This is a genomic window from Bradyrhizobium sp. Ken64, from assembly GCF_055807555.1.
In genome coordinates, this window is the sequence record NZ_JBVVPA010000043.1 from 1 (window position 1) to 20,647 (window position 20,647).

The 20,647-nt window shown below is 64.2% G+C and carries 21 protein-coding genes and 1 pseudogene; 10 read left to right on the forward strand and 12 right to left on the reverse strand.

The features are described 5' to 3' along the window. Positions 1 to 194: 194 nt before the first annotated feature. Positions 195 to 344: pseudogene (locus tag AC0L2F_RS34280) on the reverse strand (glycerophosphodiester phosphodiesterase); the annotation flags it as partial. 221 nt (positions 345 to 565) lie between these two features. Here AC0L2F_RS34280 and AC0L2F_RS34285 point away from each other — a divergent pair. Genes AC0L2F_RS34285 through AC0L2F_RS34295 form a run of 3 tightly spaced genes read left to right on the forward strand, consistent with a single transcriptional unit; the run spans position 566 to position 3,890 of the window. Then, positions 566 to 1,474 (forward strand): acyl-CoA desaturase, encoded by a 909-nt coding sequence (locus AC0L2F_RS34285; protein WP_473251361.1) that lies wholly within the window; start codon positions 566 to 568, stop codon positions 1,472 to 1,474. A gap of 45 nt (positions 1,475 to 1,519) precedes the next feature. After that, complete coding sequence (locus tag AC0L2F_RS34290; RefSeq protein ID WP_473251362.1) at positions 1,520 to 2,902, forward strand: MBOAT family O-acyltransferase; 1,383 nt, start codon at positions 1,520 to 1,522, stop codon at positions 2,900 to 2,902. A gap of 25 nt (positions 2,903 to 2,927) precedes the next feature. Next, positions 2,928 to 3,890 (forward strand): hypothetical protein, encoded by a 963-nt coding sequence (locus AC0L2F_RS34295; protein ID WP_473251363.1) that lies wholly within the window; start codon positions 2,928 to 2,930, stop codon positions 3,888 to 3,890. A gap of 6 nt (positions 3,891 to 3,896) precedes the next feature. On the opposite strand, the gene AC0L2F_RS34300 is transcribed toward AC0L2F_RS34295, so the two are convergent. From AC0L2F_RS34300 to AC0L2F_RS34310, 3 genes are all read right to left on the reverse strand, one after another. Then, positions 3,897 to 5,597 (reverse strand): fatty acyl-AMP ligase, encoded by a 1,701-nt coding sequence (locus AC0L2F_RS34300; RefSeq protein WP_473251364.1) that lies wholly within the window; start codon positions 5,595 to 5,597, stop codon positions 3,897 to 3,899. A gap of 24 nt (positions 5,598 to 5,621) precedes the next feature. Beyond that, positions 5,622 to 6,005: an acyl carrier protein gene (locus AC0L2F_RS34305; RefSeq protein ID WP_231170978.1), complete on the reverse strand. Its 384-nt coding sequence runs from the start codon at positions 6,003 to 6,005 to the stop codon at positions 5,622 to 5,624. Between the two features lie 94 nt (positions 6,006 to 6,099). Then, the gene (locus AC0L2F_RS34310; RefSeq protein WP_035975192.1) at positions 6,100 to 6,870 is read right to left on the reverse strand and encodes a L,D-transpeptidase; all 771 of its coding nucleotides are present in this window, start codon (positions 6,868 to 6,870) and stop codon (positions 6,100 to 6,102) included. A gap of 306 nt (positions 6,871 to 7,176) precedes the next feature. Here AC0L2F_RS34310 and AC0L2F_RS34315 point away from each other — a divergent pair, with 306 nt between their 5' ends. Continuing rightward, entirely contained in the window at positions 7,177 to 7,500 is a 324-nt protein-coding gene (locus AC0L2F_RS34315; protein ID WP_007613499.1) for a hypothetical protein, read from the forward strand. 107 nt (positions 7,501 to 7,607) lie between these two features. Here AC0L2F_RS34315 and AC0L2F_RS34320 read toward each other — a convergent pair whose 3' ends face one another. Beyond that, positions 7,608 to 8,369: an ABC transporter permease gene (locus tag AC0L2F_RS34320; protein ID WP_018454266.1), complete on the reverse strand. Its 762-nt coding sequence runs from the start codon at positions 8,367 to 8,369 to the stop codon at positions 7,608 to 7,610. Further along, positions 8,366 to 9,289 (reverse strand): ABC transporter ATP-binding protein, encoded by a 924-nt coding sequence (locus AC0L2F_RS34325; protein ID WP_007613497.1) that lies wholly within the window; start codon positions 9,287 to 9,289, stop codon positions 8,366 to 8,368. Before AC0L2F_RS34325 ends, AC0L2F_RS34320 begins: the two co-directional genes overlap by 4 nt. 278 nt (positions 9,290 to 9,567) lie before the next feature. On the opposite strand from AC0L2F_RS34325, the gene AC0L2F_RS34330 reads away from it, so the two are divergent. After that, positions 9,568 to 10,281, forward strand: coding sequence for a hypothetical protein (locus AC0L2F_RS34330; RefSeq protein WP_007613494.1), 714 nt, complete (start codon positions 9,568 to 9,570; stop codon positions 10,279 to 10,281). 421 nt (positions 10,282 to 10,702) lie between these two features. Beyond that, the gene (locus AC0L2F_RS34335; RefSeq protein ID WP_473251365.1) at positions 10,703 to 11,692 is read left to right on the forward strand and encodes a zinc-binding metallopeptidase family protein; all 990 of its coding nucleotides are present in this window, start codon (positions 10,703 to 10,705) and stop codon (positions 11,690 to 11,692) included. A 21-nt stretch (positions 11,693 to 11,713) separates the two neighbouring features. Here AC0L2F_RS34335 and AC0L2F_RS34340 read toward each other — a convergent pair whose 3' ends face one another. Continuing rightward, a complete protein-coding gene (locus AC0L2F_RS34340) occupies positions 11,714 to 12,565 on the reverse strand; it encodes an alpha/beta fold hydrolase (protein WP_473251366.1) in 852 nt (283 codons plus the stop codon). A 128-nt stretch (positions 12,566 to 12,693) separates the two neighbouring features. Here AC0L2F_RS34340 and AC0L2F_RS34345 point away from each other — a divergent pair, with 128 nt between their 5' ends. Together AC0L2F_RS34345 and AC0L2F_RS34350 are read left to right on the forward strand one after the other, a co-directional pair. Next, complete coding sequence (locus tag AC0L2F_RS34345; RefSeq protein ID WP_007613491.1) at positions 12,694 to 13,311, forward strand: CGNR zinc finger domain-containing protein; 618 nt, start codon at positions 12,694 to 12,696, stop codon at positions 13,309 to 13,311. 128 nt (positions 13,312 to 13,439) lie between these two features. After that, positions 13,440 to 14,375 carry a LysM peptidoglycan-binding domain-containing protein gene (locus AC0L2F_RS34350; RefSeq protein ID WP_007613489.1) on the forward strand — a complete coding sequence of 312 codons (936 nt, stop codon included), beginning with the start codon at positions 13,440 to 13,442 and terminating at the stop codon, positions 14,373 to 14,375. Between the two features lie 340 nt (positions 14,376 to 14,715). Here AC0L2F_RS34350 and AC0L2F_RS34355 read toward each other — a convergent pair whose 3' ends face one another. From AC0L2F_RS34355 to AC0L2F_RS34370, 4 genes are all read right to left on the reverse strand, one after another. Beyond that, the gene (locus AC0L2F_RS34355) at positions 14,716 to 14,955 is read right to left on the reverse strand and encodes a hypothetical protein (protein WP_473251367.1); all 240 of its coding nucleotides are present in this window, start codon (positions 14,953 to 14,955) and stop codon (positions 14,716 to 14,718) included. Between the two features lie 27 nt (positions 14,956 to 14,982). Next, positions 14,983 to 15,300: a hypothetical protein gene (locus AC0L2F_RS34360; protein WP_018454274.1), complete on the reverse strand. Its 318-nt coding sequence runs from the start codon at positions 15,298 to 15,300 to the stop codon at positions 14,983 to 14,985. A 117-nt stretch (positions 15,301 to 15,417) separates the two neighbouring features. Beyond that, complete coding sequence (gene hspD / locus AC0L2F_RS34365) at positions 15,418 to 15,873, reverse strand: small heat shock protein HspD (protein WP_473251368.1); 456 nt, start codon at positions 15,871 to 15,873, stop codon at positions 15,418 to 15,420. 234 nt (positions 15,874 to 16,107) lie between these two features. Beyond that, on the reverse strand, positions 16,108 to 17,181 hold the full coding sequence (locus tag AC0L2F_RS34370; protein WP_007613479.1) for a tartrate dehydrogenase: 1,074 nt from the start codon (positions 17,179 to 17,181) through the stop codon (positions 16,108 to 16,110). A 133-nt stretch (positions 17,182 to 17,314) separates the two neighbouring features. On the opposite strand from AC0L2F_RS34370, the gene AC0L2F_RS34375 reads away from it, so the two are divergent. Beyond that, positions 17,315 to 18,232 carry a LysR substrate-binding domain-containing protein gene (locus AC0L2F_RS34375; RefSeq protein WP_473251369.1) on the forward strand — a complete coding sequence of 306 codons (918 nt, stop codon included), beginning with the start codon at positions 17,315 to 17,317 and terminating at the stop codon, positions 18,230 to 18,232. 37 nt (positions 18,233 to 18,269) lie between these two features. Continuing rightward, a complete protein-coding gene (locus AC0L2F_RS34380; RefSeq protein WP_473251370.1) occupies positions 18,270 to 19,094 on the forward strand; it encodes an aspartate dehydrogenase in 825 nt (274 codons plus the stop codon). 223 nt (positions 19,095 to 19,317) lie between these two features. Here AC0L2F_RS34380 and AC0L2F_RS34385 read toward each other — a convergent pair whose 3' ends face one another. Continuing rightward, positions 19,318 to 20,622: a PQQ-dependent sugar dehydrogenase gene (locus tag AC0L2F_RS34385; RefSeq protein WP_473251371.1), complete on the reverse strand. Its 1,305-nt coding sequence runs from the start codon at positions 20,620 to 20,622 to the stop codon at positions 19,318 to 19,320. Positions 20,623 to 20,647: the final 25 nt, after the last annotated feature.

Genomic DNA, 20,647 nt, shown 5'->3' on the forward strand with positions numbered 1-20,647 from the left:
GGATGCAAGCGATCCGGTCAAACCTCACAAAGCTCTTGTGCCACGGGGGCCGTCCACATATGGGTCCCGGCTCTGCGGAGCAGCGTTGCACGCTGCACCGCGTCCGGGACACGAGACTTGCCTCACGGCTCCACCGGTGTCCCCGAGGGCAACGCAATTGCCTTCTCACCCGCGACCGGTCGCAGCAGGTCGGGCGCGTTGGCGAACGCGGGAAGCGTGTTTTCCGGCAGCAGCGCCCGCCCGCCACGATGAGCCTCCGAATCGAATGCCAAATCAGCCCCCATGGCCGGTCCCGAAATGAGAAGTGACAGCACGGTCAAGATCGTCGCAGCACGTGACGGCATGGCGGCTCGTGGGGCAAGGGGAAAGGGGTATTTGAACGCATTTGGGCGTGTCCGGCCGATAGTATAGGCTTTCGTGGCTGTTGAAACCTTGGGCGGTGGCTTCGGCGGTGGCTTGGGTTGCGGCCGCCGCGGGGGTATGTACTCATAGTCGGCGCCCTGGAATCCCGCCCGTGCAGCAGCAACGCGATCATCGAATTATCCGTAGCCGGCATTTTCGCCGGATGCAGCGCCGGCATTTCATCATCTTCGACGTCTTGCCCTTCGTCGGCACGCTGCTGGCGCTGGTCCTTCTGTTCTACCGCCCGATCGGCGCGACGGAGCTTGGCCTGTTCGTCGGCTTCTGGCTGGTTACCGGCCTCGGCCTCACCGTCGGTTATCACCGGCTCTTCACCCACCGCGCCTTCGCGACCTCAACGGCGATGAGTGCGATCCTGGTCGTGATGGGATCGATGGCCGGCCGCGGCCCCATGCTGTCCTGGGCGGCAATGCACCGCCGGCACCACGAATTGTCCGATCACGACGGCGATCTGCATTCGCCGCGGCTGCACGGCGAGGGCGCGTTCGGCCGCCTGCGCGGCTTCCTGCACGCGCACCTGACCTGGATGATCGAGCACGATTATCCCAACGTCGCGCATTATGTCCCGGATCTGATGGCGGATCGCAGGCTGGTTGCCGTCAACAGCTACTATTACACGTGGGTCGGTCTCGGCCTGGTGCTGCCGGCCGCGATCGGCGGCCTCGCCACGATGAGCCTGTGGGGCGTGCTGACCGGCTTGCTCTGGGGCGGCGTGGTGCGCATGTTCGTGGTCGAGCAGACCATGTCCGCCATCAACTCCGTGATGCATAGCTTTGGCGCGCAGCCTTTCGTCACCCGCGACGACAACAGCCGCAATCTCGGCGTGATGGCCTGGCTTGCCTGGGGCGAGGGCTGGCACAACAACCACCATGCCTTTCCCTACTCCGCGGCCTTCGGCCTGCGCTGGTTCGAGTTCGATCCGGGCTTCATCTTCATCCGGGCTCTGGAAGCGCTGGGACTGGCCTGGGACGTCAAGGTGCCGAGCGAGGAGAAGATTGCGCGACGCATGCTGCGGCAGCCGGGTGACGCTGCGCCCGACCTCGAAACGGGCTGAGCATCATCCGCCGGCTCACCCCGGCGATGGCGCGGCTATGAACCGATGCTGTTCAACGACTATCCCTTTCTCCTGGTCTTCCTGCCCGCGGCGCTGCTGATCTATCGCCTGGCCGATCCCTATCCGGGCTTGCGCATCGGCGTGCAGGTCGCGCTGTCGCTCTCCTTCTATGCCTGGGGCAGCCCGTCCTTCATCATGCTCCTGGTCGGCTCGATCGCGATCAACTGGCTCGCTTCGGTCGCCTATGGGCGCGTGAAGTGGCCGGCGGTGCTGACGCTGGTGATCGGGCTCGATCTCGCGGTGCTGGCGTTGTTCAAGTACGCCAACTTCCTTCTCGCTAATCTGGGTCTCGTGCTCGGTACGACGCTGCCGGTGCTCGACGTCGGGCTGCCGCTCGGCATCTCCTTCTTCACCTTCCACCACATCATGTATCTGGTCGACCTGAAGCGCGGCAGGGCTCCGCTCTATGCGCTCGACCGCTACGCGCTCTACATCGTCTTCTTCCCGCAGGCGATCGCGGGCCCGCTGGCGCGCTGGTCGGAGGTGATGCATCAGTTCGGCAGGCAGGTCTACGTTCCGGGCTGGCAGCGCCAGTTCTGTGTGGCGACCTGCTTCATTGCGATCGGCCTGTTCGAGAAGATCGTGATCGCCGACGGCCTCGCGCATCTGCTCGATCCCATCTACGTGCAGGCAGCGAACGGGCCGCTCGCGAGCGGTGACGCCTGGCTCGCCTTCTGCTTCTCCTTCCAGATCCTGTTCGATTTCTCCGGCTATTCCGACATCGCAATCGGCCTCGGCCTCCTGTTCGGCGTACAGCTGCCGTACAATTTCAACGCGCCGCTGCGCTCGACCAATATCCAGGATTTCTGGCAGCGCTGGCACATCACCCTGATGCTGTTCCTGCGCGACTACGTGTTTTATCCGCTGGTCAACCTGCGTCTTTTGCCGCGGCGCTGGCTGCCCGTGCAGTTTTTCGCCGCCATGATGATTACGATGGCGCTGTGCGGCCTCTGGCACGGCGCGAGCTGGACCTTCGTACTGTGGGGCGTGCTGCACGGGCTTGCGCTGGTCGCCTGCACGCTCTGGCGTCGCTATGGCCGGAATTTTCCGTCATGGCTCGGCTGGGCGCTTACCGTGCTGTTCGTGCTCGCGACCGGCGTGATTTTTCGCGCGGGGTCGGTGGAGGCGGCATGGCATGTCTTCGCCGGGCTGATTTCGCCGCTGCCGCTCGAGCGCGGAAAGCATTTGTGGCCGCTGATTGCAGCGCCGCTGTTCGCCTTCCTGCTGCCGGCGAGCCAGGACATCGTGGCGGTGCTCACGCGCCGTCCCAATCCGTGGCTCGCGGCTCTGCTCGGTCTTGGGCTATTCGCATTGCTGCTCCATATGGGTGGTCGGAATCTGCATGACTTCGTCTACTTCAAGTTCTGAGACCGATCCCGGCTGGGGCCGGAGCTTGCTCGCGTGTCTGGGCACGCTGATCGGGGCTGCGCTGCTGGTGCTCGCACTCGTGGTGGCGGTCGATCCCTATGACAGCGGCAAGCTCGGCCTGCTCGGTATCGACGGCGTCGACAATCGTCTGACCCAGATCACGGCCGCGAGCCGCGCGAGGAATCCGGATTTCAATGCCGCCATCCTGGGCAACTCGACGGCGCAGATGATCGAGCCGATGGAATTGTCGCATGCAACCGGCCTGCGATTCGTGCAGCTCTACATGACCGGTGCGTTTCCCCGCCAGGAGCTCGCGGTGCTGGACTTCTTCCTTCGAAATCACCAGGAGGTCGGCGCACTGGTGATCGTGACTGACCCCGGCTGGTGCGCGCATGCCCGGGTGAAGGAGGAGGGCGGCGTCCCATTCCCCGGCTGGCTCTATGACAGAAGCGTCGTCACCTACGCTGCACGGCTGATCTCCTGGCAGGCCATCGAGCACGCTTTTCAGCGGATCAGTATCGGGCTTGGCCGGCGACCGCGGATGAATCCCGACGGCTTTGTCAGCTATGAGGACATCTGGCCGCCGGGTCAATTCAAGGAAGTCGGCTGGCCCAGGGATCCGGCGCCGTCCTCGTCTGCCGAGATGCGGGCGACATTTCCCGAGATCGCTGCGCTGGCCGATATCGTCAGGACATTGCCGGCCGATGTGCCCGTCGTCATCATCGTGCCGCCGACCTTCGCAACCACTGTGCCGAAGCCCGGCACGGAAGCCGCCCTCGAGCGCAGCGCCTGCGACGCCGCGCTGAAAAAAGTGGTCACGGGCCGACCGCGCAGCAATTTCATCAGCTACCGCGTCGACAACGATCTCACGCGCGACCGCGCCAATTTTGCCGACTTCATCCACTATCGTCCAATCCTCGCGCGCAAGATCGAGCAGGGGATCGCCGTGAGCCTGCGCGATGGGGAAAGCGCGAAAATCGATTTCTGAGCCGGCTCAGCCGAGCTGCTCAAAACCGCCATCGAGCCAGAGCTTGCGTGCCAGCTTGCGCTGGATCTTGCCGCTGGTGGTCTTCGGCAGCGTGCCGGGCCGGATCAGCGCGATGTGGCGCGCGGAGAGTTCGTGGTTGTCGGCGATGGCCTCGCGAATTAGGCCCCTGATCGCTTCAGTGTCGATCGAGTGGCGCGCGGTGCGCTCGACTTCCTGAACGATGACGAGTGTTTCTTCGCCGGTCTCGTCCGGCACCGAGAACGCCGCGCCGCAATTTTCGCGCAAAGCTCCATCGAGCGATTGCACCGTGCGCTCGACGTCCTGCGGATAATGGTTGATGCCACGGATGATGATGAGGTCCTTGATCCGCCCCGTGACGAACAATTCGCCTGTGACGTCGACGAAGCCGAGGTCGCCGGTGCGCAGCCACGCCCCGTCCTCGCCGGCAATCCGCGCATTGAGCCCGCCGCGCGTCGCCTCGTCGTCGCGCCAATAGGCGCGTGCGACATTGGCCCCGTTCACCCATATCTCGCCGACGCGGTCCGCGGGCAGGCGTGTGTGGCTCTCTGCGTCCACGATGGCGATCCGCTCGCCGGTGAGTGCGCGGCCGCAGCCGACGGCGACCTGCGTATCTTCGGCGTCGGCAGGCGCCTCCGCCGTATGCGCCTGAAGCGCCGTGCGGCTCACGCTGCGGGTGACATGACCGCCGCCGCGGCTTCCGCCGGAAATCAGGAGCGTCGCTTCCGCCATGCCGTAGGCGGGGTACATCGCGCGCGGATCGAAGCCGTGCGGCGCGAATGTCCGGACGAACCGCTCGATGGTCTCCGCATGCACCGGCTCTGCGCCGTTCAGCGCGATCCCCAGCGAGGACAGGTCGATGCCCTCCATCTGGTCGGCGCGATAGCGGCTGACGCAGAGGTCGAAGCCGAAATTCGGGCTGCACGCCACTTCGGCGCGATAATGCGAGATCGCGCGCAGCCAACCGAGCGGCCGCTGCATGAACGCATTCGGTGCCATCAGCACGCAGGTCGCGCCGACATAGAGCGCCTGCAGTGCGTTCAGGATCAGCCCCATGTCGTGATAGAGCGGCACCCAATTGACGTAAGTCGATTGCCGGGTGTTGCCGAGCGCGAGCCGGATCATCTCGAGATTAGCGAGCAGATTGGCGTGGCTCACCATCACGCCTTTGGGCTCGGAGGTAGAGCCGGAGGTGTATTGCAGGAAGGCGATATCGTCCGGCGCCGGCTCCGGCAGTTCGATTGTCTCACCGTCGGCCGCGGCGAGATCGACCTCGATCCAGCGAATGTCCGCTTGCTCGAAGCGTGCCCGCAGATCACCACGGAGCAAGACGGCCGAATTGGTCAGCGCCACCGCCGGCGTGCAATTGGCGAGTATCGCGGCGCTGGCATCGCGCGCGCTGTTTCGCCGCGGCATCATCATCGGCACGGCGATGATGCCGGCCATCAGACAGCCGAAGAACGCCACCATGAACTCAATGCCGGGCGGAAACACCAGGATGGCGCGGTCGCCGGGACGCGCGGTCGCGGTCAGTCGTGACGCGAGCGCGCCCGCGGCATCGTGCAGCTGTCGAAAGGTGAGGGCAGCTTCCTCCGTCCCGCGATCGGAGACGAAGACATAGGCGCGGTCGTCGGCCTGGTCCGCCGCACGCCGGGCCAGCACTGCCACGAGCGAGCGGAAGGTTTCCATGGGTTGCGTCGGCTTCAGCCGCCCTCAGGCGGCGGGGCGGATTGCGCGCTTGTCGGCGAGAAATCGCGACAGCGCCTCAACGGTCGGATGGTCGTAGAAGTCGTCTGTCGATAGTTCGAGGTCGAGCTTCTCCTCGAGTTCCATCATCAGGTAGACCAGCATCGCCGAATCGAGGCCGAGGCGGCTGAACTTCGTGCCGAGGTCGACGCGGTCCCTCGAAATTCGCAGGATATTTGCCAGGGCGTTAACGCAGAAATCCGAAATCTGCTCGCGTGTCATGTCATGTCCCAGAAACAATGGGAACGACAATACGGGCGACCCTCCGGTTGTCAATTTTGCCGGGTCGCCGCTGCGTTGAAGGTTGTGGACTGTTGCTTCCTTGCGTCGGCCGGTGCCCGATCCGCGCACCGGCTGGCGCTATTCCTGCGGTCGACTGCGGCAAGCGCCGGTCGCGGCGGCGGCTTTCTGATTCGCTGGCGCGGCAACGCCGCGTTCAGATAGGTCAATTCTGGTAGTAATAGCCACGCGGTTGGTAAACCTGCCGGGGCTGCGGCTGATAATAGGTACCGTAGCCCTGATTGTAATATTGCTGCGGCTGCTGCTGATAGACCTGTGCGTCATAGAGCGGACGGCTGCCGCGCGGGGCGGGGTAGCGCGCGACGGTGTCGCTGCCGTCGGCCGGATAGATGTAGTTGTCATCCTGCGGCATGTAGCGGCGGGCAGGTGCGGCCTGAGGCGTCAGGTTCACGGGATCGCCTGATGTGGCGTACTGCTCTTCGGCGGGCTGCGGCGCGCGGGCCACGGCCGTGGGGTTGCGGCCACGCGGATTGCGTGCGAGCGCCACCTGCGCCGAACCGGTCAGCGTTACCGTGGTGTTGAGCACGCCCTGCTGCTGCACCAGCGCGTAGAGCGTCGTGGCATTCTGGCGCGACAGCCGCACGCAGCCATGCGAGGCGGGCGTGCCAAGCCGGCCGACCGAGTCGGTGCCGTGGATGGCGTGCCCGACTTTGGTGAAGAAGATCGCGTGCGGCATCGGCGCGTCGTCGAATTCCTTGGAATAGTGATCCTCTTCCATGCGGAAGGTGCGGAACGCGCCGTTCGGCGTCTCCCGCGAGGGGATGCCTGTAGACACCGGCCAGTGATAGCGCGCGACGCCGTCGACGGCGACGGTCATCTGCTGATTGTCCTTGTCGACGGTGATCTCGACCTTGGCCTGCGCGGTGCCCGCGCTCAAAAGCATCAGGGAGGTGAAAGCAATAAAAAACGAACGCATCTGACTCGTGGCCTCCGGCCTGTTCACACTAGGCGCCGCGGCTCTCCGTCCCCCGGCGTGCATTATGCCTGCAATCCGGCTTTCGTTCCAGCGGCCTGCCCGCCCATCGTTAACGGGACGCCCGGCGTAAGCAAGGCCGCTTTGCGCCGCAAAGCCTGCGGCGGTGCTGACATTTTCGCGAGCGGGAGATGCGTTCACAACGCCGACAATTCGTCTCAATGGCGCAACCATTTGGCTGCATCGGCGTTGACGATGACCTGCCTCGACCGGCGGCTTCCGCGGCCGGTTTCACCTTTGGGAATGAAGATGAACAAAGTTTGCGTCGCCGCCGCTTCACGGCCGGCTGGTCTGCCTTTCCGTCTGCTCTTCGCTGGTGCCGCCATTCTGGCCGCGCTGTCCTGCGTCCCACAGCCTGGCCATGCCCAAGGCATCGTTCGGGGCGCCCAGGAAGGTTCTTATGAAGGCAACCGGATCGCCGGCCCCGTCGGCGGCGTGGTGGGTGGTGCGGTCGGCGCCGGTGTCGGCGGTGCCGTCGGCGCGGTCGAGGGGGTGTTCGGCATTCCCCATCGCGGCCACCGTCGCTGCCGCGGCTATTACGACGGATACAACCGCTTCCACTGCTATCGGTGATGTCGTCGTAGCCCGGATGGAGCGAAGCGCAATTCGGGGCCACTACCGTCTGAAAGCCGCGCCTGTCCCGGATAACGCTTACGCTTCATCCGGGCTGCGCCTCTCGATCAGTTCTTCAACCGATACCCCGTGCGGAAAATCCACCAGATCACCACCAGACAGATCACCAGGAACGCCGTCGTCATGCCGATGCTGACGGCCATGCTGACGTCCGCGATCTCGTAGAAACTCCAGCGGAAGCCGGAGATCAGATAGACGACCGGATTGAGCAGCGCCACCGTGCGCCAGGCGGGCGGCAGCATGTCGATGGAATAGAAGCTGCCGCCGAGGAAGGTCAGCGGCGTCACCACCAACATCGGGATCATCTGCAGCTTTTCGAACCCGTCGGCCCAGATGCCGATGATGAAGCCGAACAGGCTGAACGTCACCGCCGTCAGCACCAGGAAGGCCAGCATCCAGACCGGATGATGGATGTGCAGCGGCACGAACAGGCCGGCCGTGGCGAGGATGATCAGGCCGAGGATGATCGATTTGGTCGCGGCCGCGCCGACATAGCCGAGCACGATCTCGAAATAGGAGATCGGCGCCGACAGGATTTCGTAGATCGTGCCGGTGAATTTCGGGAAGTAGATGCCGAACGAGGCGTTGGCGATGCTCTGCGTCAGCACCGAGAGCATGATCAGGCCCGGCACGATGAAGGTGCCGTAGCTGACGCCCTCGACCTGGCTGATGCGCGAGCCGATCGCGGCGCCGAACACCACGAAATACAGCGAGGTCGAGACCACCGGCGAGACGATGCTTTGCAGCAGCGTGCGCCAGGTGCGCGCCATTTCGAACAGGTAGATGGCGCGGACAGCCCGGTAGTTCATGACGCCCTCACGAGATCGACGAAGATGTCCTCGAGCGACGATTGCGTCGTGTCGAGATCGTTGAAACGGATGCCGGCGGTGCGGAGGTCGCCGAGCAGGCTGGTGATGCCGGTGCGCTCGCCCTTGGTGTCGTAGTCGTAGACCAGCGTGGCGCCGCCGTCGCATAGGTCGAGCTCGTAATGCCCGAGGCTCTCCGGCAGGGCATCGAGCTTGCCTTGCAGATGCAGCGTCAGCCGCTTCTTGCCGAGCTTCTGCATCAATGTGGCCTTGTCCTCGACCAGCACGATCTCGCCCTTGTTGATGACGCCGATGCGGTCGGCCATCTCCTCGGCTTCCTCGATGTAATGCGTGGTCAGGATGATGGTGACGCCGGATTGCTGGAGCGTGCGCACCACCTCCCACATGCCCTTGCGCAGCTCGACGTCGACGCCGGCGGTCGGCTCGTCCAGGAACAAGATCTGCGGCTCGTGCGACAGCGCTTTCGCGATCATCACGCGACGCTTCATGCCGCCGGAGAGCGTGATGATCTTGCTGTCCTTCTTGTCCCACAGCGAGAGGTCCTTCAGCACCTTCTCGATATGATCGGGGTTCTTCGGCTTGCCGAACAGCCCGCGGGAGAAGCTCACGGTCGCCCACACGCTCTCGAAGGCATCGGTGTGCAATTCCTGCGGCACCAGCCCAATCAGCGAGCGCGCCTTGCGATAGGAGGTCTGGATGTTCTCGCCGCCGACGAGGACCATGCCTTCGCTCGGATTGGCGATGCCGCAGATGATCGAGATCAGCGTGGTCTTGCCGGCGCCGTTGGGGCCGAGCAACGCGAAGATTTCGCCGCGCTTGATGTCGAGATTGACGTTCTTGAGCGCCTTGAAGCCGGACCCATAGGTCTTCGACAAATTGGCGACGGAAATGATGGAGGACATGATGGCCGCAAGTCTGAGGGGCTAAGGCTGGGGAGGGAGGCTGGAACCTGCCGGGAGGGGCGGGTCAGCGGAGCCCTGAGATAGGAAGGCCCTTGCGCGGCTGCAATTAGCCGGAGAAAAATGGCCCCAAAACAGGCCCTTCCGTGGCAGGTTTCGGGTAAGTGTTGCGCGATGGTCACGGCTTGCTGCTAAGATCGTCGTTCACGCGGCTCTTTGTTGCGTCTGCGAGCGGGCCAGGGCTACGATTCCCGCGAAGCATATTCCCAGGGAAAAGATCGATGAGTCTTAACGGCCGTCATACCGCCGGCGTGAGCCAGTTGTCCGCCTTCCGCGCGTGGGCGATGGGCCTGCTCCTGCTGTCAGCTGTTGCCATCAGCCCGACCACCGCCAAGGCGGCGCCGAGCCAGGCTGCGGTCGCGACCACGCATGTCTACCTGCTCCGCGGCGTGCTCAACATCTTCTCGCTCGGGCTCGACACGATCGGCGCCCGCCTTCAGGCGCAGGGCATCCCGGTAACCGTCGCGAATTTCGTGTCGTGGTCGTCGCTCGCCGATGAGGCCGCGACCGCCTATAAGGCCGGCCGGCTCAAGACCATCGTGCTGGTCGGACACTCCTCCGGCGCGACCGCACTGCCGGATATGATCGCCAAGCTCAACCAGCTCGGCGTGCCCGTGAAGCTCGCGGTGGGCCTCGACTCCGTGTTCAAGACCAAACTCTCTACCGGCGCCGAACGCTACATCAACATCTATATCGGTGATGGTCCCGGCGAGCCGGTGCGGGCCGCGGCCGGCCTGCGCGGCAAGCTCGACAATGTCGACGTCCGGGGATCCGGCGTCGGCCACATCTCGATCGACAAGAACGAGGCGATCCAGCGCCGCGTGATTGCCGAGATCGACGCCGCAATCATGCGCTCGCGCGCACCTGCTCCAGTTGCCGAACCCGGCGCGCCCAGGCCGGCGCGGTCGGCGGCGGCAACGGCTCCCCGGAATTAAGCCCTTCGCGGCAAGCCGCTGAATTGACAATGCCGCCGTCACGCCGACGGCGGCATTGTCGTATCTGCACAAGCCAGACGTCTGCACAAGACAACGCTTGAGCACCTGCCGGTCGAAGGAAGGGAACTCGGCACCCGATCTGGTGTTGTCACACCATGACAAGGAAACGAAACGTCGGCCCCATGGCGGTTCAGCCCGAGCGGGCATGGGCCGGTCGCCCTGTTTCCGAAAATGTCCTTGAGAAAAAGCCGCAGCCTCAATCGCGCCAGTTGAGCGCGACGCGCGCCGGCCTGTTGAGACAGCACGCGCTCCGAACGCAGCGGGCGTTGCTGGCCGGCAACCGCGACGGTCGCAAGAGTTAAAAGTTCCTCGAATTGACAGGCCGGTGTTCCGGTGTGCCGTCTGTCTGGGGCCAGTCCACGTGAAATTTTTTCAGTGCCCGTCATGCCGCCATCCTGTCTCGTTCGAGCACGTCGCGTGCGCGAATTGCAGCACCGAGCTGGCGTTCGATTCCTCGCGCATCGAGATGACGAAACTTGCATCCCATCAAGCTTGCCGCAACCGCGAGATCATCGGCTGCAACTGGTGTGTCGAGGGCGCGGACTGGTATTGCGGTTCGTGCCGCCTCACGCGCACGATTCCAAATCTCGGCAGCACCAGAAACATCATGCTCTGGCGCCGCATGGAGGAAGCCAAGCGCCGTCTTCTCTATGATCTCGGCCGCCTCAGGCTTCCGCTCGCATCGCGCACAGGCGAAGCATTGGCTTTCGACATTCTCTCGGACGAGGTCAGTCCGATCCTGACGGGGCATCTCTCGGGCCTGATCACGCTCAACCTTGCGGAGGCCGACGATGTCGAGCGAGAATCTCGCCGCGTGGCATTCCGGGAGCCGTACCGCACGCTGCTTGGGCATTTCCGGCACGAGATCGGTCACTTCTATTGGGACCTGCTCGTTGACAGCACGACATTCCGGGCCCCGTTCAAGCTGATCTTCGGTGACCAGGCGCAGGACTATCAGGCTGCGATCAACTCCTATTACAGCCGCGCCGATCGTTCATACGACCGAAGCGGCTTCATCAGCGAGTACGCCACGTCCCATCCCTGGGAGGATTGGGCGGAAACGTTCGCGCATTTCCTGCATATCGTGTCGACGCTCGACTCGCTGGCAGGTTTGCCGTTGTCGCTGGACGAGCGCGCCCGCCAGACTCTGACGGATCCCTATCTCGAGAGCGACTTCGAGGCACTCCTGGCCCTGTGGATGCCGCTTGCCCGCAGCATCAACGAACTCAACCGCTCGCTTGGGATGAGCGACGCATATCCGTTCGACATATCGCCGGCGGTCAAGGGCAAGCTGCATCTCGTCCACATGGCGATCAGCGCATTCCGCGATCAGCAGAGCCTGGCGGCGTAAATTTCGCGGAGGACACCCCCGTCACGTCAGGAAGGTACGAATGCTGTCCGCGATCTCCTTCGCGTGCGTCTCCAGCGCGAAATGGCCGGTGTCAAAGAATTGCACCACGGCGTTCGGATTGTCGCGTTTGAACGCTTCGGCGCCGGGCGGAATGAAGAACGGATCGTTCTTTCCCCAGACCGCCAGGAACGGCGGCTTGTGCTTGCGGAAATAGTCCTGGAAAGCGGGGTAGAGCGCGACGTTGCTCTTGTAGTCGCCCATGAGATCGAGCTGCACGTCATCCGCGCCCGGGCGCGCAAGGTAGAAATTGTCGAGATTCTGTCCGTCCGGTGACACGGTCGTCGGATCGGGGACGCCATGCGTGTACTGCCAGCGCGTCGCTTCCGGTGTGAGGAAGGCGCGCAGCGCATTGCGATTCGCGGGCGACGGATCCTGCCAATAGGCCTTGATCGGTGTCCAGCCGTCGCTGAGGCCGTCCTCATAGGCGTTGCCGTTCTGCGAGATGATCGCCGTGATCCGCTCGGGGTGACTGAGCGCAAGCCGGAACCCAGTCGGCGCGCCGTAGTCGAAGACGTAGACCGCGAACCGGTCGAAGCCGATCACTTCGGTGAAGCGTTCGATCACGCGTGCGACATTGTCGAATGTGTAGCGGAAGCTTTCGCGCGAAGGCATGTCGGATTGGCCAAAGCCGGGAAGGTCGGGCGCGACGATATGAAACCTGTCGGCAAGCAGCGGGATGAGGTCGCGAAACATGTGGCCTGCGCTGGGGAAGCCATGCAGCAGCAGGAGTTTTGGCGCTCCGACAAGACCGGCCTCGCGATAGGCCACATTGAAACCGTCGACATCCGCGCTGCGGTACGTGATTGAGGCCATGACATTCTCCGCTTTAAAGTAACCGTATAAGAGCTATTTAAGAGGTTACTATCAGGCGTCGTAACTTGTCAATGCCGTTTTAACTGGTTATCTATGCCCATGTTCTCCCGACCGGCCAAGGACCGCTCATGGACCGCCCGCCTGCCATGTTCATCGCCGACTCGCTCGGCCTCGACTTCCTCAACTCGGTGGCGACGCCGGTCGATACGCCCGTGGACTGGATCGACGATGGCGAGGGCCTGATCGACTGGCTGGCGCAGGCGAAGCTGGTGCCGGCGGATGATCTGCACGCGCTGACGGCCCGCGCCACGCCGGACGAGTTGGACAAGGTCGCGGATCAAGCGCGCGCCTTGCGCGAATGGTTCAGGGGATTCGTGCGTAAGCATGCGGGCCGGCCGCTGACGACGGATGCATTGCGCGAGCTCGGTCCATTGAACAGCCTGCTGGAGCGCGACGAAGCGTTCAGCCGGATCGAGCCCGGGCATGACGATGGCGACGCTCTCGCATTGCGAATGAAGCGGCGCTGGCGATCACCGGAAGCGCTATTGCTGCCGGTTGGCGAAGCCATGGCGAAGTTCGTCTGCGAGGAGGACTTTTCCAACGTCAAGGCGTGCGAGGGTCACAACTGCACCATGCTGTTCGCCGACCACACGCGCAGGCGCGCGCGGCGATGGTGCATCATGGCTGTCTGCGGCAACCGCGCGAAACAGGCCGCCCACCGCAGCAGGCTCAAGAGCATCCAGTGATTGGGCATCGAGATGCTCAAATCAGCGGCGATCGAGCCCTGGTTCCGTGCCCCAAATTCCACCCAATCGGCCGTCACTAAGCGCCTTTGGGGGAGGCTGCAGCCTCCCGGAGTGGGACTGCTGGACTGATGATCGATTTGAGGCGACTCCTCGCGCTGGCAGCCGTTGCGCTGCTCGCCTTGAACACCGGGACGGCCGTTGCCTCACCTGCCAAGACGAAGCCCGCCGCGGCCGCACCCGCCGCGCCACCGCCCCCCCCACCGTTCGAGCCATTGCCGCCGCCGAAAATCTACCTGTTCCGTGGCGCCATGGGGCCGTTCTTCTCCACCGGCATGGACCGGCTCGAAGAGAAGCTGACGCAGGCCGGCTTTTCGGCCAACGTCTATGAATTCACCATCTGCCGATGGATCGGCGAACGTGCCATCTCCAGCTACAAGGAAACGCCGGCGCCGATCGTGCTGATCGGGCATTCGATGGGCGGCCTTTGCTCGATCGTCATCTCGGAGATGGCGGCCAAGGAGAACGTCCCGATCAGCCTCGTCATCACCATCGATCCCGCGCATGCGACCGGCGACGTGCCGCTCAATGTCGAGCGCTTCATCAACATCTACCTCTCCGACAGCGTGCTTGGCGGCGGCAACGTGGTCGCGGTGCCGGGCTATCGCGGTCACTATGCGAGCTATGACCTGAAGGAGAACGCGCGGGTCAGCCACATCAACATCGAGAAGTCCGACGACATCCACCGTCAGATCGTCGATATGGTCACGCAGTTGCCGCGCATTCCGCCCCAGACGCAGGTGGATGCCGTGCCGCTGCGTTATCTCGTGCCGGCGAATACGCTGGTCGAATTATGGGACAGTGGCGTGCGGCTACCGGTGCGCCGCGGCGACACCATGGAGAGCATCGCGGCAGCCAATCGCGTGCCGTTGTGGTCGCTCGCGCAGAGCAACTCGTTGCCGGAGAACGCAACACTTACCCCCGGCCAGTCCATCATCGTCCCGCGCCACCTGACGCCGCCGGACCCGACAGCCGCCATGGCGACCCCACCGCCCGGACGGCGGTAGCGTCAGCAATGGAGGTGGCCGGGATGGGCTTGGCTGATGCCAGGCACCATCCCACGCGGCCCCTGTCATTCACGCATCTTGTGCCGCGGCAGCCATCTTGATGCGGGTGTCGCCAGGGAGGAGCGCGCCGTGGCGGAAGCCCGGCCCGCCGGGCGATAGGGCGCGGCGAGAAGCATCAGAAGCAATGCCCTTTCAGCCGCATATTTGGCGGCGGGTCGGCCGTTTTCGAAGCCGTGCATGACCAGGCGTCCTTCCGTCGTGCAGACACGCCATCGCCATGTCCTTCGACCGCATTTCTTCAGGAACACTTCGAACGTCGGGAGGTGTTCGGGCATGTCGATTACCCGTGGCTGTTTGCCGCCAGGCGCGTCGTTGCGTTCCCAATCGCCCGGTTCGGAGCCTGAAAGGTGAGCGGAAAGGCAGAGACGGCGAGCTTCTCGATCGCCGAACGTTCCTCGGACACACGTCTCTCGATGAACCGCCGTTCGAACTCGGTCAGCTCGGTCTTGAGCAACCGCTGATAGCGGCTGATGTTGCTGCGGTGGCCGCGCAACAAGGCCAGCTCTTCATCAAGCATCATCGCAATCCCCGTTGAACTGTCGTGGCCTTAGGCTGCGAGGCCGGTTCGTTCGACGGATCGCGTGCGGACCGGCTTGCCACCCGGAGGTCCCTTCGGATGGTGGTCGAGGCTCGCGAGCGCTTCCAGAATTTCGTCGATGGTGACGGCCTTGTCCGAGCCGGGCAGCTCCCGCAATGTCGGACTCGAGGCGACACTGGCTGCGTCCGAAGCCCAGGACGCGAGGATCGCGCGCTTCTCGCCGATCGACAGAGTTGGATCGGCTATGACGTCGCGGGGATGATCATAGACAGAGCCAGGGTGCAGTATCGCGTTCAGATCGATGATGTTGTCGGCATGATCGAGCATGAGAGGTCCTCCTCCTTTCTCTAAACCTCTGACTTGCATTCGGGTAGGCGATCGAAGGCCATGGTCGATCCCGCCCGACGTTCGGACGGGATCACGCAGGTCTCCGACAGACCGAATTCAGGCGGCTTTGCCCTCGAGTTGATGCACATTGCCGGACGGCGCGGCATTGATGGCAATTCGCCGCGGCTTCATGGCTTCAGGGATTTCCCGGACCAGTTCGATCTTGAGCAGGCCGTTCTCGAACGAGGCGCTGTGCACCTGAACATAATCGGCCAGGTTAAACTGCCGCTTGAACGGCCGCGCGGAAATGCCCCGGTAGAGATATTCGCGTTCGGTCCTGTCCGGCTTGTTTCCCTCGACGGTCACCGCGTTCTGCTCGGCCGTCACCGAGACCTCGTCGGGTGCAAAGCCCGCAATCGCAAGCGAAATCTGGTAACGATCCTCGCCGACGCGCTCGATGTTGTAGGGGGGATAGTTGTCCTCGCCGGCACGCTGTGCCGTTTCAACGAGGTCGAAAAGGCGGTCGAAGCCAACGGTCGAACGCCACAAGGGAGAGAAGTCGTAAGTGCGCATAGCCAGATCCTCCAAGGAGCAAAATGGATACGAACGACACCGGACACGACCGGTGCCCGTCTCAGCTTCCCGACCCTACAGGCGTCGGGAACGCCACCTCTCGGCGGCAGCGGAAAAATAAAAAAAGCCCGTTTTGGTTTCAAGAGGGGGTCCAAAATTTTTTGGAAATCCCCGGCGCCTCCCGCCCCAACCCTCTCCCCGCTAGAACGGGGGAGGCAGGAGACGCACCTCGGACTACACGTTCGATCCGTGGATCGCCTCGATCACGGCATCCGTCACGTCCTTCGTCGTCGCCTTGCCGCCGACGTCAGGCGTGAGCACGCCGGCTGCACATACTTTCTCCACCGCCGCCATCAGCCGCGCCGCCGCGTCCTTCTCGCCCAGATGCTCCAGCATCTGCGCGCCGGTCCAGAACGTCGCGACCGGGTTGGCGATGCCCTTGCCGGTGATGTCGAAGGCCGAGCCGTGGATCGGCTCGAACATCGAGGGGAAGCGGCGCTGCGGATCGATGTTGCCGGTCGGCGCCACGCCGAGGCTGCCCGCCAGCGCGCCCGCGAGGTCGGAGAGGATGTCGGCGTGCAAATTGGTCGCGACGATGGTATCGAGGCTCTTTGGATGCAGCGTCATGCGCACCGTCATGGCGTCAACCAGCATCTTGTCCCAGGTCACATCAGGGAATTCTCCCGCGACCTCGGCGGCGATCTCGTCCCACATCACCATGCCATGACGCTGGGCGTTCGACTTCGTCACCACGGTCAGGAACTTGCGCGGACGCGATCGCGCGAGCTCGAACGCATAGCGCATGATCCGCGTCACGCCGACGCGGGTGAACACCGCGACCTCGGTGCCGACCTCTTCCGGGAGACCCCTGTGGGCGCGGCCGCCCATGCCGGCATATTCGCCCTCCGAATTCTCGCGCACGATCACCCAGTCGAGGTCGCCGACGCCGACATTGCGCAGCGGCGAGGCGACGCCCGGCAAGATCTTGGTCGGCCGCACATTGGCATATTGGTCAAAGCCCTGGCAGATCGGCAGGCGCAGGCCCCACAGCGTGATGTGATCGGGCACGTCGGGCGCACCGACCGCGCCGAAATAGATCGCGTCGAATTTCTTGAGCTCCGCGAGGCCGTCGGCCGGCATCATCACGCCGTGCTTCTTGTAATAGTCCGAACCCCAGTCGAACGTCTTGATGTTGAAGGCGAGGTCGCCGCTGCGTTTTGCCAGCGCCTCCAGCACGCGGACTCCGGCGGAGATGACCTCGGGGCCGATGCCGTCGGCGGGGATCGCTGCAATCGAATGGGTGCGCATGAGGGGCTCCGTCCAGATGTCGGTGGGATTGCGTGACGTCAAGGAACCTAGGCAGGGAGGGGCAGGAACTCAATCGGCGCTGGTTTATACAAAAAAATGATATAATCCCGTCCCAGGATCAGAGGACCGGTGGATGGATTTGCATCAGTTGCGATGCTTCGTGGCGGCGGCCGAGCAGTTGCATTTCGGCCGCGCGGCGCAGCATCTCCAGATGCTGCCCTCCGCACTCGGTCGCCAGATTAAGCTGCTGGAGCAGGATCTGGGTACGCGGCTGTTCGCGCGGACGACGCGTGCGGTTTCGCTGACGGAAGATGGCGCGACGCTGCTGCGCGATGCCCGTGCCATCCTCGCCCGCGTCGAGGCGGTCGAGAACAATCTGCGCAATCGCGCGCGCCCGGGCGCTGCTCGAAAACTCCGGGTCGGCGCCGTCGACAGTGCTGCGGCCGGACTGTTGCCGGCGTTGCTGCGCGATTTTCGCGCAAAGCATCCTGATATCGCGGTGCAGCTTCTGGAGGAGAAGACCGTCCGGCTCTTGCCGAAGATTTTGACCGGCGCACTCGATCTTGCCTTCGTGCGTCCGCCGGCTCAGCGGGACAAGCGGCTTGAATTCCGCGATCTGCTGCAGGAGACAGCCATCGTGGCCTTCCCGCAGCGCCACGCGCTGGCCAAACGCAAGTCGATCACGCTGGCGGAGATCGCCGAGGAGGCGATGCTGGTGCCGGATCGTCGCTCGCGGCCGCACAGCCACGACCTCACGATAAGACTGTTCGAGCAGGCAGGCCTCACGCCCCGTATTGTGCAGGTCGCCGACGAGAAGCAGACGATCATCAATCTCGTCGCAACCAAGCTCGGGGTCGCGATCGTGCCGCGCTGGTCCACGCGGATGGCGGTCACAGGCGTACGCTTCGTGCCGTTGCGGCCAAAGCAGATCGGGCCCGTCGGCCGGCTGCCGCTCGCTGCCGCATGGCTGCGCGGCTCGCGTGATCCGGCCCGCGATGCGATGCTGTCCGTGCTCGAGACGCGTCTGCGCAGCTATGCGCGCGACGCCTGAGGCGCTATGACATCGGCTGGGCGAGAGGGGTGATGCGATGATTGAACCGAGAGCTTCGAATGAATTGCGGGTTGCGATCGCGGGGCTCGGCTCGATCGGCACCAAGATCGCGACCGCGCTCGATCAGGGCATCGAGGGACTGACGCTCTCCGCCGTGGCGGTGCGCGATCCCGCGAAGCATCAGAAATTGCTCGGCAGCCTGCGTCGTCCGCCATCCGTATTGCCGCTCGACCAGCTCGGCGACGCCGCCGACATCGTCGTCGAATGCGCGCCGAGCAGCCAACTGCGTGCGATCGTCGAGCCCGCTGTGAAACGCGGCAAGGCCGCGGTCGTCGTCAGCGTCGGTGGGTTGCTCGATAATTTCGATCTTGTCGATCTCGCCCGCGCCAATGGCGGCCGCATCCTGGTGCCGACCGGCGCGCTGATCGGGCTCGACGCCGTCAACGCGGCTGCGATCGGCACCATTCATTCGGTGAAGATGGTCACACGCAAGCCGATCGACGGCTTGAAGGGCGCGCCGTTCATCGTCCAGAACAACATCGATATCGACCATCTGCGCGAGCCGCTGAAGCTGTTCGAAGGTACGGCGCGCGAGGCTGCGAAAGGCTTTCCGGCCAATCTCAACGTTGCGGTCGCGCTGTCGCTCGCGGGCGTCGGGCCGGATCGCACCCAGGTGCAAATCTGGGCCGATCCGACCGTGACGCGCAATGTTCACCGCATCGAGGTCGAGGCGGATTCGGCGCGCTTCTCGATGTCAATCGAGAACATCCCCTCCGAAAATCCCAAGACCGGGTTGATCACGGCGCTGTCGGTGATCGCGCTGCTCCGCAAGCAGCGCGCCACGCTCTGCGTCGGGACGTAAGTTTCAGACCGTGACGAGTTGAGGTCGAGTCAGGTTCGACCAACAGCATCGCTCTCTCCGTTCCCTCCCCCTTGTGGGGGAGGGGCAGGGAGGGGGGTGCCACACGGGGATTCTTTCGTCGCACACCGACCAGTGCATCGGCAGGAACGAGCACCTCTTCCTGGGCTACCCCTCTTCCCTAGCCCTCCCCCACAAGGGGGGCGGGAACGCACCTCCGTCGCGGTTACGCGCCCGTCACGCGCCAGATCACGTTGCCGACGTCGTCGGCCATCAGCAGCGATTTCTTGTCGGGACCGATCACGACGCCGACCGGGCGGCCGTAGGATTCCTTCTCGTCGGGCGCGAGGAAGCCGGACAGGATGTCGCGTGCGGGACCCGAAGGCTTCCCGTTCTCGAACGGGATGAACACCAGTTTGTAGCCGGACAGCGTGCTGCGATTCCACGAGCCGTGCTGGCCGATCGCCATGCCGTCCGGGAAGCCGGGCAGCGTGCCCGCCGGCATCCAGCACAGGCCGAGCGAGGCGGTGTGGCCGCCGAGTGCGTAGTCGGGCGTGAGCGCCTTGGCGACCATCGCCGGATCCTGCGGCACGCGGTCGTCCACCGTCTTGCCCCAGTAGCAATAGGGCCAGCCGTAGAAGCCGCCGTCGCGTACCGAGGTCAGATAGTCCGGCGGCGTTTCGTCGCCGAGGCCGTCGCGCTCGTTGACGACGGTCCAGAGCACACCGGTCGTCGGCTCCCAGGCGAGACCAACCGGGTTGCGCAGGCCGGCGCCGAAGATGCGGTGCGTGCCGGCGACAAGGTCGAGCTCATAGACCGCGGCGCGGCCTTCCTCGACCTCCATACCCATCTCGGCGATGTTGCTGAGCGAGCCGACGCCGGCATAGAGCTTCTTGCCGTCGGGACTTGCGAGCAGGCTGCGGGTCCAGTGGCCGCTTGGCTTGAAATTGGTGAGGCGCTTGCCCGGCGCGGTGATGCGATCGGCATTCGCCACGTACGGGAAGGCCATCACGCCGTCGGTGTTGCCGACATAGAAGGTGTCGCCGACCAGCGCCATGCCGAATGGCTGGCTGAGATTTTCCATGAACGCGCCGCGATACTCCGCGACGCCGTCGCCGTCTTTGTCGCGCAGCAGCGTGATGCGGTTGGCGCTGACGCCGAGCGCGGCGGCGCGCCGCATCGTCGCCTGCATCGCGTAGTGAAATACGGACCGCGGCGCCCCCGCGATCTGCGTCGCCTCCGCGATCAGCACGTCGCCATTGGGCAGCACCTCGATCCAGCGCGGATGATCGAGGCCGGTCGCGAAGGCGTTGACCTTGAGCCCGGGTGCGACCGTCGGCTTCTGTCCTTCGCTCCAGCCCCGCGCCGTCGGCATCTTCAGTGTCGGGATGGCGCCTTGCGGCTTGGCTTCGGGAATGGCGGGCGACTGACCCCAGGCCGGCGCAGGCACGGTGCCCGACAGCTTCCGCCATTGCAGCGCGATGCCACCGAGAAGCGCAACGAACTGCGCAAAGATGCTGGAAAAAGTCATGAGAGGCCCCTGTTTGCGCGCGCAT

Coding starts and splice junctions, on each gene's coding strand:
- AC0L2F_RS34345 (WP_007613491.1), top strand. CDS start 12,694: ATGGACCGCCCGCCTGCCATGTTCATCGCCGACTCGCTCGGCCTCGAC.
- hspD (WP_473251368.1), bottom strand. CDS start 15,873: ATGCGCACTTACGACTTCTCTCCCTTGTGGCGTTCGACCGTTGGCTTC.
- AC0L2F_RS34325 (WP_007613497.1), bottom strand. CDS start 9,289: ATGTCCTCCATCATTTCCGTCGCCAATTTGTCGAAGACCTATGGGTCC.
- AC0L2F_RS34315 (WP_007613499.1), top strand. CDS start 7,177: ATGAACAAAGTTTGCGTCGCCGCCGCTTCACGGCCGGCTGGTCTGCCT.
- AC0L2F_RS34380 (WP_473251370.1), top strand. CDS start 18,270: ATGATTGAACCGAGAGCTTCGAATGAATTGCGGGTTGCGATCGCGGGG.
- AC0L2F_RS34285 (WP_473251361.1), top strand. CDS start 566: ATGCAGCGCCGGCATTTCATCATCTTCGACGTCTTGCCCTTCGTCGGC.
- AC0L2F_RS34300 (WP_473251364.1), bottom strand. CDS start 5,597: ATGGAAACCTTCCGCTCGCTCGTGGCAGTGCTGGCCCGGCGTGCGGCG.
- AC0L2F_RS34385 (WP_473251371.1), bottom strand. CDS start 20,622: ATGACTTTTTCCAGCATCTTTGCGCAGTTCGTTGCGCTTCTCGGTGGC.
- AC0L2F_RS34370 (WP_007613479.1), bottom strand. CDS start 17,181: ATGCGCACCCATTCGATTGCAGCGATCCCCGCCGACGGCATCGGCCCC.
- AC0L2F_RS34360 (WP_018454274.1), bottom strand. CDS start 15,300: ATGCTCGATCATGCCGACAACATCATCGATCTGAACGCGATACTGCAC.
- AC0L2F_RS34375 (WP_473251369.1), top strand. CDS start 17,315: ATGGATTTGCATCAGTTGCGATGCTTCGTGGCGGCGGCCGAGCAGTTG.
- AC0L2F_RS34350 (WP_007613489.1), top strand. CDS start 13,440: ATGATCGATTTGAGGCGACTCCTCGCGCTGGCAGCCGTTGCGCTGCTC.
- AC0L2F_RS34355 (WP_473251367.1), bottom strand. CDS start 14,955: ATGATGCTTGATGAAGAGCTGGCCTTGTTGCGCGGCCACCGCAGCAAC.
- AC0L2F_RS34340 (WP_473251366.1), bottom strand. CDS start 12,565: ATGGCCTCAATCACGTACCGCAGCGCGGATGTCGACGGTTTCAATGTG.
- AC0L2F_RS34330 (WP_007613494.1), top strand. CDS start 9,568: ATGAGTCTTAACGGCCGTCATACCGCCGGCGTGAGCCAGTTGTCCGCC.
- AC0L2F_RS34320 (WP_018454266.1), bottom strand. CDS start 8,369: ATGAACTACCGGGCTGTCCGCGCCATCTACCTGTTCGAAATGGCGCGC.
- AC0L2F_RS34310 (WP_035975192.1), bottom strand. CDS start 6,870: ATGCGTTCGTTTTTTATTGCTTTCACCTCCCTGATGCTTTTGAGCGCG.
- AC0L2F_RS34290 (WP_473251362.1), top strand. CDS start 1,520: ATGCTGTTCAACGACTATCCCTTTCTCCTGGTCTTCCTGCCCGCGGCG.